At 63.3% G+C, this 18,054-nt stretch carries 17 protein-coding genes and 1 pseudogene; 12 read left to right on the forward strand and 6 right to left on the reverse strand.

Going from position 1 to position 18,054, the window contains the following annotated elements:
- The first annotated feature begins 1 nt into the window (after position 1).
- From dut to argB, 3 genes and pseudogenes are all read left to right on the forward strand, one after another.
- Complete coding sequence (dut, locus tag SB756_RS21525; protein ID WP_341797135.1) at positions 2-457, forward strand: dUTP diphosphatase; 456 nt, start codon at positions 2-4, stop codon at positions 455-457.
- A gap of 144 nt (positions 458-601) precedes the next feature.
- Positions 602-1,969, forward strand: a pseudogene (locus SB756_RS21530) (phosphomannomutase/phosphoglucomutase); the annotation flags it as partial.
- Between the two features lie 30 nt (positions 1,970-1,999).
- The gene (argB, locus tag SB756_RS21535) at positions 2,000-2,905 is read left to right on the forward strand and encodes an acetylglutamate kinase (protein ID WP_004575216.1); all 906 of its coding nucleotides are present in this window, start codon (positions 2,000-2,002) and stop codon (positions 2,903-2,905) included.
- Positions 2,906-2,996: 91 nt separating this feature from the next.
- On the opposite strand, the gene pyrE is transcribed toward argB, so the two are convergent.
- The gene (gene pyrE / locus SB756_RS21540) at positions 2,997-3,638 is read right to left on the reverse strand and encodes an orotate phosphoribosyltransferase (protein ID WP_410911809.1); all 642 of its coding nucleotides are present in this window, start codon (positions 3,636-3,638) and stop codon (positions 2,997-2,999) included.
- Between the two features lie 80 nt (positions 3,639-3,718).
- Between pyrE and SB756_RS21545 the strand changes: the two genes are divergently transcribed.
- On the forward strand, positions 3,719-4,498 hold the full coding sequence (locus SB756_RS21545; RefSeq protein ID WP_003253401.1) for an exodeoxyribonuclease III: 780 nt from the start codon (positions 3,719-3,721) through the stop codon (positions 4,496-4,498).
- 61 nt (positions 4,499-4,559) lie between these two features.
- Here SB756_RS21545 and rph read toward each other — a convergent pair whose 3' ends face one another.
- On the reverse strand, positions 4,560-5,282 hold the full coding sequence (gene rph / locus SB756_RS21550) for a ribonuclease PH (RefSeq protein ID WP_016489819.1): 723 nt from the start codon (positions 5,280-5,282) through the stop codon (positions 4,560-4,562).
- A gap of 228 nt (positions 5,283-5,510) precedes the next feature.
- Between rph and SB756_RS21555 the strand changes: the two genes are divergently transcribed.
- Both SB756_RS21555 and gmk read left to right on the forward strand, forming a co-directional pair.
- The gene (locus SB756_RS21555) at positions 5,511-6,374 is read left to right on the forward strand and encodes a YicC/YloC family endoribonuclease (protein WP_410911811.1); all 864 of its coding nucleotides are present in this window, start codon (positions 5,511-5,513) and stop codon (positions 6,372-6,374) included.
- A gap of 13 nt (positions 6,375-6,387) precedes the next feature.
- On the forward strand, positions 6,388-7,008 hold the full coding sequence (gene gmk, locus SB756_RS21560) for a guanylate kinase (protein WP_243055119.1): 621 nt from the start codon (positions 6,388-6,390) through the stop codon (positions 7,006-7,008).
- 126 nt (positions 7,009-7,134) lie between these two features.
- Here gmk and SB756_RS21565 read toward each other — a convergent pair whose 3' ends face one another.
- The 3 genes from SB756_RS21565 to SB756_RS21575 form a co-directional block, all read right to left on the reverse strand.
- On the reverse strand, positions 7,135-8,676 hold the full coding sequence (locus SB756_RS21565; RefSeq protein WP_019471048.1) for an APC family permease: 1,542 nt from the start codon (positions 8,674-8,676) through the stop codon (positions 7,135-7,137).
- Between the two features lie 113 nt (positions 8,677-8,789).
- A complete protein-coding gene (locus SB756_RS21570) occupies positions 8,790-9,563 on the reverse strand; it encodes a gamma-glutamyl-gamma-aminobutyrate hydrolase family protein (protein WP_341797137.1) in 774 nt (257 codons plus the stop codon).
- A gap of 4 nt (positions 9,564-9,567) precedes the next feature.
- Positions 9,568-10,950, reverse strand: coding sequence for a glutamine synthetase family protein (locus SB756_RS21575; RefSeq protein ID WP_341797138.1), 1,383 nt, complete (start codon positions 10,948-10,950; stop codon positions 9,568-9,570).
- Between the two features lie 205 nt (positions 10,951-11,155).
- On the opposite strand from SB756_RS21575, the gene SB756_RS21580 reads away from it, so the two are divergent.
- The 5 genes from SB756_RS21580 (at position 11,156) to SB756_RS21600 (ending at position 15,892) form a co-directional block, all read left to right on the forward strand.
- Positions 11,156-12,028, forward strand: coding sequence for a LysR family transcriptional regulator (locus SB756_RS21580; RefSeq protein WP_341797139.1), 873 nt, complete (start codon positions 11,156-11,158; stop codon positions 12,026-12,028).
- Positions 12,029-12,268: 240 nt separating this feature from the next.
- Positions 12,269-12,532 (forward strand): DNA-directed RNA polymerase subunit omega, encoded by a 264-nt coding sequence (rpoZ, locus tag SB756_RS21585; protein WP_003253383.1) that lies wholly within the window; start codon positions 12,269-12,271, stop codon positions 12,530-12,532.
- A 59-nt stretch (positions 12,533-12,591) separates the two neighbouring features.
- Positions 12,592-14,700 carry a bifunctional GTP diphosphokinase/guanosine-3',5'-bis pyrophosphate 3'-pyrophosphohydrolase gene (spoT, locus tag SB756_RS21590; RefSeq protein ID WP_016502233.1) on the forward strand — a complete coding sequence of 703 codons (2,109 nt, stop codon included), beginning with the start codon at positions 12,592-12,594 and terminating at the stop codon, positions 14,698-14,700.
- Between the two features lie 23 nt (positions 14,701-14,723).
- A complete protein-coding gene (locus tag SB756_RS21595) occupies positions 14,724-15,104 on the forward strand; it encodes a RidA family protein (RefSeq protein ID WP_016489827.1) in 381 nt (126 codons plus the stop codon).
- Between the two features lie 56 nt (positions 15,105-15,160).
- Complete coding sequence (locus SB756_RS21600) at positions 15,161-15,892, forward strand: hypothetical protein (RefSeq protein WP_341797140.1); 732 nt, start codon at positions 15,161-15,163, stop codon at positions 15,890-15,892.
- A gap of 128 nt (positions 15,893-16,020) precedes the next feature.
- On the opposite strand, the gene SB756_RS21605 is transcribed toward SB756_RS21600, so the two are convergent.
- Positions 16,021-16,878 carry an SDR family oxidoreductase gene (locus tag SB756_RS21605; protein WP_410911813.1) on the reverse strand — a complete coding sequence of 286 codons (858 nt, stop codon included), beginning with the start codon at positions 16,876-16,878 and terminating at the stop codon, positions 16,021-16,023.
- A gap of 191 nt (positions 16,879-17,069) precedes the next feature.
- On the opposite strand from SB756_RS21605, the gene exbB reads away from it, so the two are divergent.
- Positions 17,070-18,053 carry a tonB-system energizer ExbB gene (gene exbB, locus SB756_RS21610; protein ID WP_341797142.1) on the forward strand — a complete coding sequence of 328 codons (984 nt, stop codon included), beginning with the start codon at positions 17,070-17,072 and terminating at the stop codon, positions 18,051-18,053.
- The last annotated feature ends 1 nt before the right edge of the window (position 18,054 follow it).

The raw sequence follows: 18,054 nt of genomic DNA on the forward strand, positions 1-18,054 counted from the left end.
CATGCACGCTCTTCAAGCCAAGATCCTCGACCCACGCCTGGGCAGCGAATTCCCGCTGCCGACCTACGCCACCCCCGGCTCCGCCGGCCTGGACCTGCGCGCCCTGCTCAAGGAGGACACCGTCCTCGAGCCCGGCCAGACCCTGCTGATTCCTACCGGCCTGTCGATCTACATTGGCGACCCGGGCCTGGCAGCGATGATCCTGCCGCGCTCGGGCCTGGGCCATAAGCACGGCATCGTGCTGGGCAACCTGGTCGGCCTGATCGACTCGGACTACCAAGGCGAGCTGATGGTGTCGTGCTGGAACCGTGGCAACACGCCGTTCACCATCGCGGTTGGCGAACGTATCGCCCAGTTGGTGCTGGTCCCGGTGGTACAGGCCCACTTCGACATCGTCGAAGCGTTCGATGAAAGCCAGCGTGGCGCTGGCGGCTTCGGTCACTCCGGCAGCCACTGAGCCGGCAAATGACCGTTCAGGCCAAGGATGGCGAACTCTCTGGCGAAAGCACCGTCCAAGCGTTCAGTTTGCGCCTGCCCAGAAAGCCTTTGACTAATGGAGCTTCCAGAGATGAACGATATGGCCCACCTGGTCCCCGCCGCACTACCCGACAGCATTTTCCGCGCGTATGACATCCGCGGCGTGGTCGGCAAAACCCTCCACGCCGAAACCGCCTACTGGATCGGCCGCGCCATCGGCGCGCAGAGCCTGGCCCAGGGTGAACCGCAGGTTTCTGTAGGCCGCGATGGCCGCCTGTCGGGCCCGATGCTGGTCGAGCAGCTGATCAAGGGCCTGGTTGACGCCGGTTGCCAGGTCAGCGACGTCGGCCTGGTGCCCACCCCGGCGCTGTACTACGCGGCCAACGTGCTGGCCGGCAAGTCGGGCGTGATGCTGACCGGCAGCCACAACCCGTCGGACTACAACGGTTTCAAGATCGTCATCGCCGGCGACACCCTGGCCAACGAACAGATCCAGGCCCTGCTGACCCGCCTGAAAACCAACGACCTGACCTTGGCCGAAGGCCGCGTGGAAAAAGTCGAAATCCTGGAGCGTTATTTCCAGCAGATCGTCAGCGACGTGAAACTGGCCAAAAAACTCAAAGTGGTGGTGGACTGCGGCAACGGCGCTGCCGGCGTGGTCGCACCGCAGCTGATCGAAGCCCTGGGCTGCGAAGTGATCCCGCTGTTCTGCGAGGTCGACGGGAACTTCCCCAATCACCACCCGGACCCGGGCAAGCCGGAAAACCTCGAAGACCTGATCGCCAAGGTCAAGGAAACCGGTGCCGACATCGGCCTGGCCTTCGACGGTGACGGCGACCGCGTCGGCGTGGTGACCAACACCGGCAGCATCGTCTACCCCGACCGCCTGCTGATGCTGTTTGCCCAGGACGTGCTGGCACGCAACCCGGGCGCCGAGATCATCTTCGACGTCAAATGCACCCGTCGCCTGACCCCGCTGATCGAACAGCACGGCGGCCGTGCACTGATGTGGAAGACCGGCCATTCGTTGATCAAGAAGAAGATGAAACAGACCGGTTCGCTGCTGGCCGGCGAAATGAGCGGTCATATCTTCATCAAGGAACGTTGGTACGGTTTTGACGATGGCATCTACAGCGCCGCGCGCCTGCTGGAGATCCTCAGCAAGGCCGGGCAGAGCGCCGAAAACCTGTTTGCCGCCTTCCCGAACGATATTTCCACGCCGGAAATCAATATTGATGTGACCGACGAGGGTAAATTCAGCATCATTGATGCACTGCAACGCGACGCCGACTGGGGCGAAGCCAGCCTGACCACCATCGACGGTGTGCGGGTCGACTATCCCCACGGCTGGGGCCTGGTTCGCGCCTCCAACACCACGCCGGTGCTGGTGCTGCGCTTCGAGGCCGACAGCGACGCCGAATTGCAACGTATCAAGGATGTATTCCGTACCCAGTTGCTGCGGGTTGAGCCTGAGCTGCAACTGCCGTTCTGACCGACTATCTGTTCCTTACAGGAGCCCTGCATGACCCTCGATCGCGATGCCGCTTCCCATGTAGCCGAGGTTTTGTCCGAAGCACTGCCTTACATCCGCCGCTTTGTCGGCAAGACCCTGGTGATCAAGTACGGCGGCAACGCGATGGAAAGCGAGGAGCTGAAAACAGGCTTCGCCCGTGACATCGTGCTGATGAAGGCTGTGGGCATCAACCCAGTGGTGGTCCACGGTGGTGGCCCGCAGATCGGCGACCTGCTCAAGCGCCTGTCGATCGAAAGCCACTTCATCGACGGCATGCGCGTCACCGACTCGGCGACCATGGACGTGGTGGAGATGGTGCTGGGTGGCCAGGTCAACAAGGACATCGTCAACCTGATCAACCGCCACGGCGGCAGCGCCATCGGCCTGACCGGCAAGGACGCGGAGCTGATCCGCGCCCGCAAGCTGACCGTCAGCCGCCAGACGCCCGAGATGACCACCCCGGAAATCATCGACATCGGCCACGTGGGCGAAGTGGTGAGCGTGAACACCGACCTGCTGAACATGCTGGTGAAGGGTGACTTCATCCCGGTGATCGCGCCGATCGGCGTGGGCGCCAACGGTGAGTCGTACAACATCAACGCCGACCTGGTGGCAGGCAAGGTAGCCGAGGCGCTGAAGGCCGAGAAGCTGATGCTGCTGACCAACATCGCCGGCCTGATGGACAAGCAAGGCCAGGTACTGACCGGCCTGACCACCGAGCAGGTCAACGAACTGATCGCCGACGGCACCATCTACGGCGGCATGCTGCCGAAGATCAAGTGCGCACTGGATGCGGTGCAGGGTGGCGTGAACAGCTCGCACATCATCGACGGCCGCGTACCGAACGCGGTGCTGCTGGAGATCTTCACCGACAGCGGCGTGGGTACCCTGATTACCAATCGCAAGCCACGCTGATCGTTGATCTGTCCCGGCCTCATCGCCGGGACAGGCAGCACAAAAAAGGCGACCCTCATGAAGGGTCGCCTTTTTCATTTCCAAGCCAGGATCAGATCCCGTACTGCGCCCGGTAAGCCTCGACAGCCGGCAGATGCTGCTTGAGCTGCGGGTCATCGGCCAGGAACTCCAGCACCTGGGTCAGCGAAACGATGCTGACCACCGGGATACCGAAGTCGCGTTCCACTTCCTGGATCGCCGACAGTTCGCCATTGCCGCGCTCTTCGCGGTTGAGCGCGATCAGCACGCCAGCGGCCTTGGCCTGCTGGGCGTTGATGATCTGCATGACCTCGCGGATAGCGGTACCGGCGGTGATCACGTCGTCGATGATCAGCACATCACCGGCCAGCGGCGCGCCGACCAGGCTGCCGCCTTCGCCGTGGCCCTTGGCTTCCTTGCGGTTGAAGCACCATGGCACGTCGAGCTGATGTTGATCGGCAAGGGCCACGGCAGTGGTCGCCGCCAGAGGGATACCCTTGTAGGCCGGGCCGAACAGCACGTCGAACGGGATCTTGCTATCGACGATGGCTGCGGCATAGCACCGCCCCAGCTCGGCCAATGCAGAACCGGTGTTGAACAGGCCGGCATTGAAGAAATACGGGCTGGTACGCCCCGATTTCAGGGTGAATTCACCGAAACGCAGTACCCCGCGATCGATGGCAAAACGGATAAAGTCGCGCTGATACGGCTGCATGAATAGTCCCGGACACCACGGATTTAGCTAAATGGGTTGAGCTCGGGTATCATACACGCACGAGATTTTTGGGGCCATTTATGCGGATCATCAGTGTGAACGTAAATGGCATTCAGGCTGCGGCCGAGCGTGGTTTGCTCAGCTGGCTACAAGCCCAGAATGCCGACGTCATCTGCCTTCAGGATACCCGCGCCTCGGCCTTTGAACTCGATGACCCAGCTTTCCAGCTCGATGGCTATTTCCTTTATGCCTGCGACGCGGAGGTGCCTGCCCAAGGTGGTGTGGCCCTTTACTCGCGCATGCAGCCCAAGGCAGTCATCACCGGCCTGGGCTTCGAGACAGCCGACCGCTACGGGCGTTACCTGCAAGCAGATTTCGACAAAGTCAGTATTGCCAGCCTGCTGCTGCCTTCGGGCATGAACGGCGACGAAGACTTGAACCAGAAATTCAAGTTGATGGACGACTTCGCCAAGTACCTGGACAAACAGCGTCGCAAACGTCGCGAATACATCTATTGCGGCTCGTTCTACGTGGCGCAGCAGAAGCTCGATATCAAGAACTGGCGTGACAGCCAGCAGTCACCGGGCTTCCTGGCGCCGGAACGCGCCTGGATGGATGCGATCACCGGCGAGATGGGCTACGTCGATGCCCTGCGCGAAGTCAGCCGTGAAGGCGACCAGTACAGCTGGTGGCCGGACAACGAGCAGGCCGAGATGCTCAACCTGGGCTACCGGTTCGACTACCAGATCCTCACCCCGGGCCTGCGCCGCTTCGTGCGCAACGCCCGCCTGCCGCGTCAGCCGCGCTTCTCCCAGCATGCGCCGCTGATCGTGGACTATGACTGGACGTTGACCATCTGATTGCTGTTCAAACACGAAAAAGCCGACATTGATGTCGGCTTTTTCGTATCTACAGGAACAGTCAGTCAGCCAGAGCAGCCTGCTGCAGCTCGAAGATATCGTTCATGCCCTTCTGCGCCAGGGCGAGCATGGCGTTGAAGTCTTCCGGCTGGAACGGCGCGCCTTCGGCGGTGCCCTGCACTTCGATGAAGCCACCGGCGCTGGTCATCACCACGTTCAGGTCGGTTTCGGCAGCGGAGTCTTCCGGGTAGTCCAGGTCGAGGACGGCTTCGCCCTGGTACATGCCTACCGACACGGCAGCAATCATGTGCTTGAGCGGGTTGCCGCCCTTCAGGCCGCCGCGCTTCTTGATCACCGCCAAGGCGTCGCACAGGGCGACCATGGCACCGGTGATGGACGCAGTACGGGTGCCGCCATCGGCCTGGATCACGTCGCAGTCGACATACAGGGTGATGTCACCCAGCTTGCTCATGTCCAGCGCGGCGCGCAGCGAACGGCCGATCAGGCGCTGGATTTCGAGGGTGCGGCCACCCTGCTTGCCACGGCTGGCTTCGCGCTGGTTACGCTCACCGGTGGAGCGCGGCAGCATGCCGTACTCGGCCGTCAGCCAACCTTGGCCCTGGCCTTTGAGGAAGCGCGGCACACCGTTTTCCACGCTGACCGTGCAGATGACCTTGGTGTCACCGAACTCGACCAGTACCGACCCTTCGGCGTGCTTGGTGTAGTTGCGGGTGATGCGGATCGAGCGGAGCTGATCGGCGGCGCGACCACTTGGACGTTTCATCTGGGATACCTGTACTGGGACTTTGAATCTGCCGAGCATTATAGAGCCCGCAGCGCGGGGAAGACATGCCTATTGTCGCGCCCGACACAGCCCGTCGCCTTTTCCGACTGCCATGGCCACCCCTCTGTAACATAGGTGGATTGGGCGCCGAGGCCCCACTGCGCTACAATCCTGCGCCTTGCAGCCGAGAGGCTCCCACCGTTCATTCATCTACGCGAGGTACTCCCCATGGTGCACAGCATGACCGCTTTTGCTCGTGTCGAGCGCGCCGGCAGCCAAGGCACCCTGATCTGGGAGCTGCGTTCGGTCAACCACCGTTACCTGGAACCCCACCTGCGCCTGCCCGAGGCCCTGCGCGACCTCGAAGGTGCCGTGCGTGAAGGCCTGCGCCAGGGCCTTTCGCGGGGCAAGGTGGAATGTACGCTGCGCCTCAATGAAGACAGCAACGGCAAGCCGCTGAAGGTAGACCGCGAGCGCGCGGCACAGCTGGTCGCAGCCGCCGAGGAAGTGGCCGGCCTGATCAAGCAGCCGGCACCGCTGAACCCGCTGGAAGTGCTGTCGTGGCCGGGTGTGCTGGTGGCCGACACCAGTGACCCACAGGCGCTGAACGCCGAAGCCATGGCCCTGTTCGAAGAAGCACTGGCCGAACTCAAGGCCGGCCGCCAGCGCGAAGGCCAGGAACTGGCCCGGCTGATCAACGAGCGCCTGGACAACATGACCAGCGAAGTCACCACCCTGCGCGCCCTGGTGCCGCAGATGCTGGCGGCGCAGCGGCAGAAGATTCTCGACCGTTTCGGCGACATGCAGGCCGAACTCGACCCGCAGCGCCTGGAGCAGGAAATGGTGATGCTGGCCCAGAAGAGCGACGTGGCCGAGGAACTCGACCGCCTCAGCACTCACGTCACCGAAGTGCGCCGCGTGCTCAAGGGTGGCGGCGCCGCCGGCCGACGCCTGGACTTCCTGATGCAGGAACTCAACCGCGAAGCCAACACCCTCGGCTCCAAGGCCTTCGACCCACGCAGCACGCAAGCGGCGGTCAACCTGAAGGTATTGATCGAACAGATGCGTGAACAAGTACAGAACATCGAGTAAGGCCAACCCGACCATGAACCACAGCAGCGGCACCCTCTACATCGTTTCGGCCCCTTCGGGCGCCGGGAAGACCAGTCTGGTAACAGCCCTGACCAAGGACGACCAGCAAATTCGCGTCTCGGTCTCGCACACCACCCGCGCCATGCGCCCGGGCGAGGAACACGGGGTGAACTACCACTTCGTTGTCCACGAGGAGTTCAAGGCGCTGATCCAGCAAGGCGACTTCCTGGAGCATGCCGAAGTGTTCGGCAACTTCTACGGCACCTCGCGCAGTGCGCTGCAGCAGACCCTGGACCAGGGCTATGACCTGATCCTGGAGATCGACTGGCAAGGCGCCCAGCAGGTGCGCAAGCTGATGCCGCAGGCGTTGTCGGTGTTCATCCTGCCGCCAAGCCAGGAAGCGCTTCGTCAGCGCCTGGACGGCCGCGGGCAGGACAGCGAAGCAATCATCGCCGGGCGCATGAAGGAAGCGGTCAGCGAGATGGTGCACTACGACGAGTATGACTACGTGATCATCAATGATGATTTCGACGCGGCGCTGGAAGACTTGAAAGCGGTGTTCCGCTCGAATCGCCTGCTGCTGAAGAAGCAGCAACAGCGAAACAGCGGGCTGCTGAAAGAACTGCTCTCCTGAGATACCACACGGGGCTGCTTTGCAGCCCTTTCGCGGCACAAGGCCGCTCCTACATTTGACAGCGTACGCCGTGCCTTTGTAGGAGCGGCCTTGTGCCGCGAAAGGGGCGCAAAGCGCCCCGCCGCTTCATTCCTGCAAAGGCAGGGTAGCCTGCTGACGCAGGGTAGCCCCCAGGAAGTAAGCCGGCGCCCGCATGCGCGACAGCATCATCAGCCCGATGCCGAGCACCGAGATGATCGCGGCAATCACGAATACCAGCCCCAACCCGCCCACATGCGAGCCACTGCCGAAGTCCGGCGAGGCGCTGTCGATGGCGGTCCGCGCGAAGATCACCGACAGGATAACCCCACCGACCAGCGGGCACAGGCCGCGCATGATGAAGTGACGCAGGCTGTCGAACAGGCTGGCGCGGAAATACCAGACGCAGGCGAACGCAGTCAGCGAATAGTAGAAGCAGATCATCATGCCCAACGCGGTGATGGTGTCCGCCAGCACGTTCTCGCTCAGGGTACGCATGGTCACGTAGAACAGGCCTGCTGCCAGGCCAGCGCAAATGGTGGCGTAGCGCGGGGTCTGCGAGCGCGGGCAGACGCTGGCGAACTTCTGCGGCACCGCACCGTAGTAACCCATGGCCAACAGGGTGCGCGCCGGTGCCACGAAGGTGGACTGCAGCGATGCCGCGGTGCTGGCCAGCACGGCGATGGACATCAGGATTGCCAGCGGCCCCATGACCGGGCCGGCCAGGTGGGCGAAGACGTTCTCCTGGATGCGCGGGTTGTTCAGGCCCAGCCCGGTTTCGCTGATACCGGCAAACTGCAGGGTGGCGATGGCGGTGAACAAGTACAGGCCGAGGATCAACATCACGGTCCAGGTAGCGGCCTTGCCCGGCACCTCTTCGCTGCCCACCGACTCTTCGCTGACGGTCAGGCACGTGTCCCAGCCCCAGAAGATGAAGATCGACAGCGACAGCCCGGCGGCAAAGGCCGAGAACGACTCGACACCGAACGGGTTGAACCAGGCGAAATCGAACGCCAGCGGTGGCGGCGCAGTGGTGCCGCCGAAGGCGGCAAAGGCAAAGCCGATCAGCACCAGCAACTGCAGGGCCACCAGGCCGTACTGCACGGTCATGGTGGTGGCGATGCCGCGACAGCAGATCCACACGGCCAGGCCGATGAACACGCAACAGGTGCTGATGTTGATCAGCAGATTGTCGGCCAACGCTGCCAGTTCATGCTTGCCGGTGATCTGGCCAAGGAACAGGTAGAAGAAATCGACCGCCACCCCCGCCAGGTTCGACAGCACGATGGTAGTGGCGACCACCAGCCCCCAGCCGCCGATCCAGCCGATCATCGGGCCGAAGGCACGCGCCGACCAGGTAAACGAAGTACCGCTGTCCGGTTCTGCCGAGTTCAGTTCACGGTAGCCCAGGGCCACCAGCAGCATCGGCAGGAAGCCGACGATGAACACGGCGGGCAGGTGGGCACCCACCTCGCGCACGGTCGGGCCAAGGGCGCCCGTCAGGGTGTAGACCGGGGCGATGGTGGAAATGCCCAGCACCACGCTGGCCAGCAGGCCCAGGCGGCCTTTGGCCAAGCCCTTGCCGCGTTGGGTGTTGCCCGCGTCGGCCGCCACATCGGGTGGGCGGCCGGCTTCTGTATAATTGCTCATGAGTATTTGCCGTAAATTTTGGAATTGTTTTCGCAGGCCTTGCGCACAAGGCCTGCTTTCACTCATTGAAAGCTTGCTGCCGGGAACCAGTCATCCAAGACCTTCGGCTGACGTCAGAATGTCTCCTGCCGTGCGCCCTCCCGTGCCGCGTAGGCAACGCAGGCCTCGCGAAACGCCTGGAACAGGCGCAGCGAGACCGGGTTTTCGGTGAAGCGCCACTCCGGGTGCCACTGCACGCCAAGCACAAAGCCCGGCGCCGCAGGCATGGATACCGCTTCGATCAGGCCATCCGGGGCCCGTGCCTCGACACGCAAGCCCGGGGCGAGGCGGTCGATGCCCTGGCTGTGCAGCGAGTTGACCTCGAACTGCGCCGCCAGGCCCAGGCGCTCGAACAACCCGCCTGGCTCGATGCCGACAGGGTGACGAGGGCCGTATTGCACCTCCAGGGGTGCGTCCTCAGGTTCGCGGTGGTCAAGGTACCCGGGCATTTCCTGCACGCGCTGGTGCAGGCTGCCGCCAAGCGCCACATTCAGTTCCTGGTAGCCACGGCAGATGCAGAACACTGGCACGCCGGCGGCAATCGCTGCCTGCAGCAGCGGCAGGGTCAGGCGATCGCGCGCCAGATCGTGCCGGGTACCGGCTACGCTAGGGGCGCCATTGTAATGATGCGGTTCGATATTTGAAGGCGAGCCGGTAAAAACAATGCCGTGCAGCCGGGCCAACAGCGCCTGCGTGTCGCTGCCCCCGTCTCGGGCCGGCAGGATCAGCGGCAAACCGGCAAAGCCGGCCGCCTCGATATACTTGTCGCCTACCGTGTGCGACGAGTTCTTCCCCACCTGCTGGCGGCAGGCGCTGACACCGATCAAGGGGACCGCATTTGCGCTCATGGGCTTACACCGTGTGCAGGTACCAGTTGTACTCAAGGTCGGAAATCGACACTTCGAACTCGGCCAGCTCGCTTTCCTTGCAGGCCACGAAGATATCGATGTAGTCCGGGCTGATGTATTGGTTGAGCACTTCGCTGTCGTCCAGCGCGCGCAGGGCATCACGCAGGTTGTTCGGCAGGCTCTGTTCCAGCTGCTCGTATGAGTTGCCCTCGATCGGGGCATCCGGCTCGACCTTGTTGGTCAGGCCGTGATGCACGCCGGCAAGGATTGCCGCGAGCATCAGGTACGGGTTGGCATCGGCGCCGGCCACGCGGTGTTCCAGGCGCACGTTTTCGCTGCTGTCGGTAGGCACGCGCACGGCCACGGTGCGGTTGTCCAGGCCCCAGCTCGGCGCATTGGGCACGTAGAACTGCGCGCCGAAGCGGCGGTAAGAGTTGATGTTCGGGCAGAGGAAGGCCATCGACGCCGGCATGGTCTCCAGCACACCACCAATGGCGTGGCGCAGCGTGTCGCTTTGCAGCGGGTCATCGCTCGAAAAGATGTTCTTGCCGGTTTTCTTGTCCAGCAGCGAGATATGCACGTGCAGGCCGTTGCCGGCCTGGCCCGGGTAGGGCTTGGCCATGAAGGTGGTGTCCATTTCATGGTCGTAGGCAACGTTCTTGATCAGCCGCTTGAGCAGGATCGCGTAGTCGCAGGCCCTCAGCGGGTCGGCCACGTGGTGCAGGTTGACCTCGAACTGCGCCGGGGCGCTTTCCTTGACGATGGCATCGGCAGGCAGGCCCTGCTCCTTGGCCGCTTCGAGCATGTCCTGCAGGCAGTCGGCATATTCGTCGAGGTCGTCGATCAGGTACACCTGGGTCGACTGCGGACGTTTGCCGGAAATGGGCGAGCGCGGCGGCTGCGGGCGGCCGTTGAGGTTGTCCTGATCGATCAGGTAGAACTCCAGCTCGAACGCCGCGCAAATGGTGAGGCCCAGATCGTCGAACTTGCTCACCACCTGACGCAGCACTTCACGCGGGTCGGCGAAAAACGGCGCGCCTTCGATCTCGTGCATGGTCATCAGCAGCTGGGCGGTGGGGCGTTTCTGCCACGGCTCATCCGACAGCGTGCCGGGGATAGGGAAGCAGATGCGGTCGGCATCGCCAATGTCCAGGCCAAGGCCGGTGCTCTCTACCGTGGAACCGTTGATGTCCAGGGCGAACAGCGAAGCCGGCAGGTTGATGCCTTTCTCGTACACCTTGTGCAGGCTGGCCCGCTCGATGCGCTTGCCACGTACCACGCCATTCATGTCGGAGATCAGCAGGTCGACGTACTGCGTTTCCGGATGGGCCTGGAGGAAGTCATTCATCTCGCTGGAAGAACTGGCGCACGGGGTTACCGACGTCATGGTGTACATCCTTTGATGTGCTGCGGCGATGTGGGGATACGGCTGGCGCCTCACGGGCGACGATGGTTGCAGCTGTTGTTTTTTTCACTTTCCCATCGTGGGGATTGGTTACCCGACCGGACGCATTGATTCCGGGGGGCCGTTTCACTATAAAATGGCCCCGACGCAACAGACATTGGCATTTCGGCAAGCAGAGCGTGCACCAATGCAATATCAGATCACCCACGCTGACCTCTCCCTGGTCCTGGCACTGGAGCGCGGCCGCTCGCTGGCCAAAGCCGCCGAGCTCCTCAAAGTCGACGTTTCGACGGTATTCCGCTCGATCCGACGGCTGGAGTCGGCGCTGGGCACCGCCTTGTTCGTAAAGAGCCGCAAGGGCTACCTGCCGACCGACACTGCCCAGGCCCTGGCCGAGCAGGCCGAGCGCGCGGAACAGGCGCTGGAGGCGGCGCGCATTGCCATGACCAGTGGCGAGCAGGTTGTAAGCGGCACGGTGCGGGTGACCTGCACCGAGGCGGTGATGCATAGCCTGCTGCTGCCGGCGCTGGCCGAGTTCATGCCCAACTACCCGGCCTTGTCGCTGGAGATGGGCACCTCGAACACCTTCGCCAACCTCAGCCGGCGTGATGCCGACATTGCCCTGCGCCTGACCAACACACCACCGGAGCACCTGGTGGGTCGCAACCTGGGGTCCACTTCCTATGTGGTCTGCGGCCAGCCGCAGTGGCGCGAGCGCCTGGCCGAGTCGCCCGCCGGTGTGCCATGGATCGCCCCCGACGACTCGATGCAGGACCACCCCACAGTGGTCTGGCGCAACCAGCAGCACCCTGGGTTGAGCCCGCGCTATCAGTGCAGCGGCATGTCGACCATCGCCCAGCTGGTAACTGCCGGCCTGGGCGTGGCGGCGCTGCCGGACTACATGGTGCACGCCCTGCCCGGCGTGGATGCGCTGAGCGGACCGCTGCCGGGTTGCGACACCCAGCTGTGGCTGCTGACCCGGCCGGATTGCCGGGCGCTGCGCTCGGTGCAGACCCTTTTCGAAGAGCTGACGCCGCGGTTGCGTGGCGCGATGCTCTGAGGTTATCGTCGGCTCAAGTATTGCGGCTGTCTGTTCCGGCCCTTTCGCGGGAAAACCCGCTCCCACAGGGTAGGCGGTGCCTGTGGGGGCAGGTTAACCCGCGAAGAAGCAAACACAGTGCTTCAAGGTGACCGCCCGGCAAAACAGCGCTTCCCTATTGGCTGGTGAATTTTTATACTATCGAGTCCGCCTGCCCATTACTGGGCTGCACGCCCACCGCATTTGCTACTGAGGAAGACCATGGCCCGCGTAACTGTTGAAGACTGCCTGGAACACGTGGATAACCGCTTCGAGCTGGTCATGCTCTCGACCAAGCGCGCTCGCCAGCTGGCGACCGGCGGCAAAGAGCCACGCGTTGCGTGGGAAAACGACAAACCGACCGTTGTTGCCCTGCGTGAAATCGCCGAAGGCATCGTCACCAACGAGTTCATCGCCGCTGAAGAGATCGTCACCGAGGATCCGGTCTTCGCCGCCTTCGAGGACGAGAACAACGAGGCTGTCTGATTGATGCCAGGTCGACGTCGCACGGCGCAAGGCCCTCGTCCTCCGCAGGAGGTGAACCCATGCCGGGTATAGAAGCCTTGGCCGAACGGCTGTCGACCTACCTTGGCCCCGAACAGGTCAACCTGGTCCGGCGCGCCTATTTCTACGCCGAACAGGCCCACGATGGGCAGCGCCGCCGCAGTGGCGAGCCCTACGTGACCCACCCGCTGGCCGTGGCCAGCATCCTCGCCGACATGCACATGGACCATCAAAGCCTGATGGCGGCCATGCTGCACGATGTGATCGAAGACACCGGTATCGCCAAGGAAGCCCTCAGCCAGCAGTTTGGCGAGACGGTGGCCGAACTGGTCGATGGGGTCAGCAAGCTGACCCAGATGAACTTCGAGACCAAGGCCGAGGCGCAGGCCGAAAACTTCCAGAAGATGGCCATGGCCATGGCCCGCGACATTCGCGTGATCCTGGTCAAGCTGGCCGACCGCCTGCACAACATGCGCACCCTGGAAGTGCTGTCCGGCGAAAAACGCCGACGCATCGCCAAGGAAACCCTGGAAATCTACGCCCCCATCGCCAACCGCCTGGGCATGCACACCGTGCGCGTGGAGTTCGAGGACCTCGGCTTCAAGGCCATGCACCCGATGCGCTCGTCGCTGATTCACCGGGCGGTGAAAAGCGCACGCGGCAACCGCAAAGAGATCGTCGCCAAGATCGAGCATTCGCTGGCCAACTGCCTGGCTGCCGACGGCATCGAGGGCGAGGTCAGCGGCCGGCAGAAACACCTCTATGGCATCTACAAGAAGATGCGCGGCAAGCGCCGTGCCTTCAACGAGATCATGGACGTGTATGCCTTCCGCATCATCGTCGACAAGGTCGATACCTGCTACCGCGTGCTTGGCGCCGTGCACAACCTGTACAAGCCGCTGCCCGGTCGCTTCAAGGATTACATCGCGATTCCCAAGGCCAACGGCTACCAGTCGTTGCACACCACGCTGTTCGGCATGCACGGCGTGCCCATCGAAATCCAGATCCGCACCCGTGAGATGGAAGAGATGGCCAACAACGGCATTGCCGCGCACTGGCTGTACAAGTCCAACGACGATGAACAGCCCAAGGGTAGCCACGCCCGCGCGCGCCAGTGGGTCAAGGGCATCCTCGAACTGCAGCAGCGTGCCGGCAACTCGCTGGAATTCATCGAGAGCGTGAAGATCGACCTGTTCCCGGACGAGGTCTACGTGTTCACGCCCAAAGGCCGCATCATGGAGCTGCCCAAAGGCTCCACGGCGGTGGACTTCGCCTACGCGGTGCACACCGACGTCGGCAACAGCTGCATCGCCTGCCGCATCAACCGCCGCCTGGCGCCGCTGTCCGAACCGCTGCAAAGCGGCTCGACGGTGGAAATCGTCAGCGCCCCAGGCGCACGGCCGAACCCGGCCTGGCTCAACTTCGTGGTGACCGGCAAGGCGCGCACGCACATCCGCCACGCGCTCAAGCAACAGCGCCGCTCCGAGTCCATCAGCCTGGGCGAACGCCTGCTGAACAAGGTGCTCACCGGCTTCGACAGCAGCCTGGAGAAAATCCCCCAGGAGCGCATCCAGGCGATTCTCGCCGAGTACCGTCTGGAACTGATCGAAGACCTGCTCGAAGACATCGGCCTGGGCAACCGCATGGCCTACGTGGTCGCACGCCGCCTGCTGTCGGCCGACGGCGAGCAACTGCCTGCACCGGAAGGCCCGCTGGCGATCCGTGGTACCGAAGGCCTGGTGCTGAGCTACGCCAAGTGCTGCACGCCAATCCCTGGCGACCCGATCGTCGGCCACTTGTCAGCCGGCAAGGGCATGGTCGTGCACCTGGAGAATTGCCGCAACATCAGTGAAATCCGCCATAACCCGGAGAAGTGCGTACAGCTTTCCTGGGCCAAGGACATCACCGGTGAGTTCAATGTCGAACTGCGTGTCGAACTGGAGCACCAGCGCGGCCTTATCGCCCTGCTGGCCAGCAGCGTCAACGCCGCCGACGGCAACATCGAGAAGATCAGCATGGACGAACGCGACGGCCGTATCAGCGTGGTCCAACTGGTGGTCAGCGTGCACGACCGTGTGCACCTGGCGCGTGTGATCAAGAAGCTGCGTACCCTGACCGGTGTGGTCCGCATCACCCGCATGCGTACGTAGTCCGCCAACCGCAAGGAGTCATCATGAGCAAGACCGTCATCACTAGCGACAAGGCCCCAGCCGCCATCGGCACCTACTCGCAGGCGATCAAGGCCGGCAACACGGTGTACATGTCGGGCCAGATCCCGCTGGACCCTAAGACCATGGAACTGGTCGAAGGCTTCGAAGCCCAGACCGTGCAGGTGTTCGAGAACCTCAAGTCCGTGGCTGAAGCCGCTGGCGGTTCGTTCAAGGACATCGTCAAGCTGAACATCTTCCTCACCGACCTGAGCCACTTCGCCAAGGTCAACGAGGTAATGGGCCGCTACTTCGAACAGCCCTACCCGGCCCGCGCCGCCATTGGCGTTGCCGCGCTGCCGAAAGGCGCCCAGGTCGAAATGGACGCCATCCTGGTCATCGAATGATGCCCCGGTGACGGGCGCCCTGCCCGTCACCCCCTCCTTTGCAAGGTTATCCCGTCATGCGTCAAGCACTGCCCCTCGCGCTGGCAGCCCTGCTACTGGGCGGCTGCGCCAGCCACAAACCCGAAGATTTCAACGGCACCTGGATCAACCAGGAGGCCATCACTGCTGCGGTAAAAGGCGGCAGCCTGCGCCAAGCGCTGAATGAACACGGCCCCGTGTTCGAATGGAAGCTCGACGTTGCCAGCCAGCAGGCCAGCTACAGCAATGGCTTCGAGGCCGCTGACGGCCAGCTGAGCAGCAACGAAAAGCAATGGCAGGCCAGCTTCGAGGGCGGCCAGACCGAGCAGCTGTCGCTCGACGGTGACGAGCTGCAAGCCGTCGACCAGCGTGGCGCCAAGCAGACCTTCGTCCGTGCCAAGGCGCCGGCGACTGCCAATGCGCCGCTGGGCAGCAGCTTCGAGAAAGCGCTGTACCAGGCCTACCTGGGCGGCAACTGGAAGGTGGTCGAAGGCGAGGGCAAAGGTGCCAGCGTGCGCTTCAGCGACACCGGCAACGTCACCGGCCTGCCGGGGCCAGACCGTTTCGCACTGTGCCTGGCAGGCGACTGCGCGACCATGGGCGGCAGCAATGACAGCCTGTGGCTGGAGCGTAACCAGCGTGGTGCACCGTTCATCATCAAGCGTGATGGCGACACACTGGAGATTTTCCAGGCAGTGAACCGTGCGCAACCGGATGAAATGCCGGAGCTGGCGGCGGGCAAGCGCCAGTGGGTGCTGGAGCAGAACTGAATCCTGCTGCATTTGCACTGAATGTACTGGCCTCTTCGCGGGTAAACCGCTCCCACAGGGTAATCACTGTCTTCAGGCCTTGTGATATCCCTGTGGGAGCGGGTTTACCCGCGACGAGGCCGGTAAATTCAACGCCCTCCTTTCAGGATGGCTGCGTACCCTTCCTTGTAGCTTGGGTACACCGGCGCCCAGCCCAGCGCCCGGGCCCGGGCGTTGCTGCAGCGCTTGCTGCCGGTACGCCGCACCCGTTGTTCATCGGACCACTCGGTAACCCCCATGTATGCCCGCAGCCAGGCGACCACGTCAGCCAGCGGCGCCGGGTCGTCATCAACGCCAATGTAGTAGTCGTCCAGCACCTTGCCATCGGCATCGGCCTGCAGCAGGTGCGCCAACAAGCTGGCAGCATCCTCGGCATGAATACGGTTGCCATACAGCGGCGGCTCCTCGGCGACGCGGTAACCCTGGCGCACCTGGCTCAGCAGCCACTCGCGGCCTGGGCCGTAGATGCCCGTCAGGCGCACAACGCTCGCCGGGATACCACTGGCCAGCGCCAGCCGCTCAGCCTCCAGCATCACCCGCCCGGAATAACCTTCGGGCTCGGTGGCCGCGCCTTCCTCGACCCACTCGCCGTCCTTCTGCGCATACACGCTGCTGCTGGAGACGAACAACAGGCGACGGGGGCGCTGGCCTCGCTCGGCCAGCCAGGCCAGCACATGGCGCAAGCCATCCACATAGGCCGCCTGGTAACCGGCCTCGTCGTGCTGGCTGGCCGCCACGCAGTACACCAGGTAATCCAGTGGACCCTGTGGCCAGGCTTGCGGGATCGACGGTTCGGCCAGGTCCGCGGCAACCGGTTGAACGCCCGCAGGCAGCTGCCCGACAGCGCGGCGCAGGCCGCTTACCTGCCAGCCTTTGCCCAGCATTTGCAGGGCCAGACGCCCACCTACATCACCACAACCCACCACCATCACGGAAAGGTCTGACATCTCTGAACTCCCTAGACCAATTGATCAGCCCGGCCACGCTACACGATGGGCGGCTAGACCATAGGCGAAAAAAGCAACAAGATTACTTTTGTTAACAAGAATTACTTGCAATAATGGCCGCCAATTTGTTCTCGGCCTACCTCGAGGCCTTGGAGAACGCTCACTTTATTTCTTCATCAGGTCCGGCCAGCATGACACGTATTCAACCTTCCGCTTCGCCAACCCCGTCGCGCGCCTGGCGCGCCATCGCCGCGCTGACACTCAGCCTGGTGCTGGCCCCGGTGGCCATGGCCGATGAGCCAACCGCCAGCGCCGCCGCGCCTGCTGCTGCCACTGCCCCGGCCGCACCTGCTGCAGCCCCGGCTGCCGACGCGCAGGCGCCTGCTGCCAACGCCACTGCTGCCACCCCGGCCGATGCAACGCCCCCGGCAGACTCGAACGTTCAAGCCTTGGTAGAAGACACCTCGCTGGGCATGGCCCACGACCTGTCCCCATGGGGCATGTACAAGAACGCCGACATCGTGGTGAAGATCGTCATGATCGGCCTGGCCATCGCCTCCATCATCACCTGGACCATCTGGATCGCCAAAGGCTTCGAGCTGATGGGCGCCAAGCGTCGTCTGCGTGGTGAAATCGCCCAGCTGAAGAAATCCACCACCCTGAAAGACGCGAGCGAAGTCTCAAACAAGGAAGGTACCTTGGCCCACACCCTGGTCCACGATGCCCTTGAAGAGATGCGGCTGTCGGCCAATGCCCGCGAAAAAGAAGGCATCAAGGAGCGCGTCAGCTTCCGCCTGGAGCGCTTGGTTCATGCCAGCGGTCGCACCATGAGCAGCGGCACCGGCGTACTTGCCACCATCGGTTCCACCGCGCCGTTCGTCGGTCTGTTCGGTACCGTATGGGGCATCATGAACAGCTTCATCGGCATCGCCAAGACCCAGACCACCAACCTGGCCGTAGTTGCCCCAGGTATCGCCGAAGCCCTGCTGGCCACCGCCCTGGGCCTGGTCGCTGCAATCCCGGCTGTAGTCATCTACAACGTCTTCGCCCGCTCTATCGCAGGCTACAAGGCCCAGGTGTCCGACGCCTCCGCCCAGGTACTGCTGCTGGTCAGCCGTGACCTGGACCACCAGGGCAGCGAGCGCGCTGCCCCGCACATGGTGAAAGTGGGGTAAG

Source organism: Pseudomonas sp. SIMBA_068 (genome assembly GCF_046534705.1).
GTDB classification, from domain to species: domain Bacteria; phylum Pseudomonadota; class Gammaproteobacteria; order Pseudomonadales; family Pseudomonadaceae; genus Aquipseudomonas; species Aquipseudomonas putida.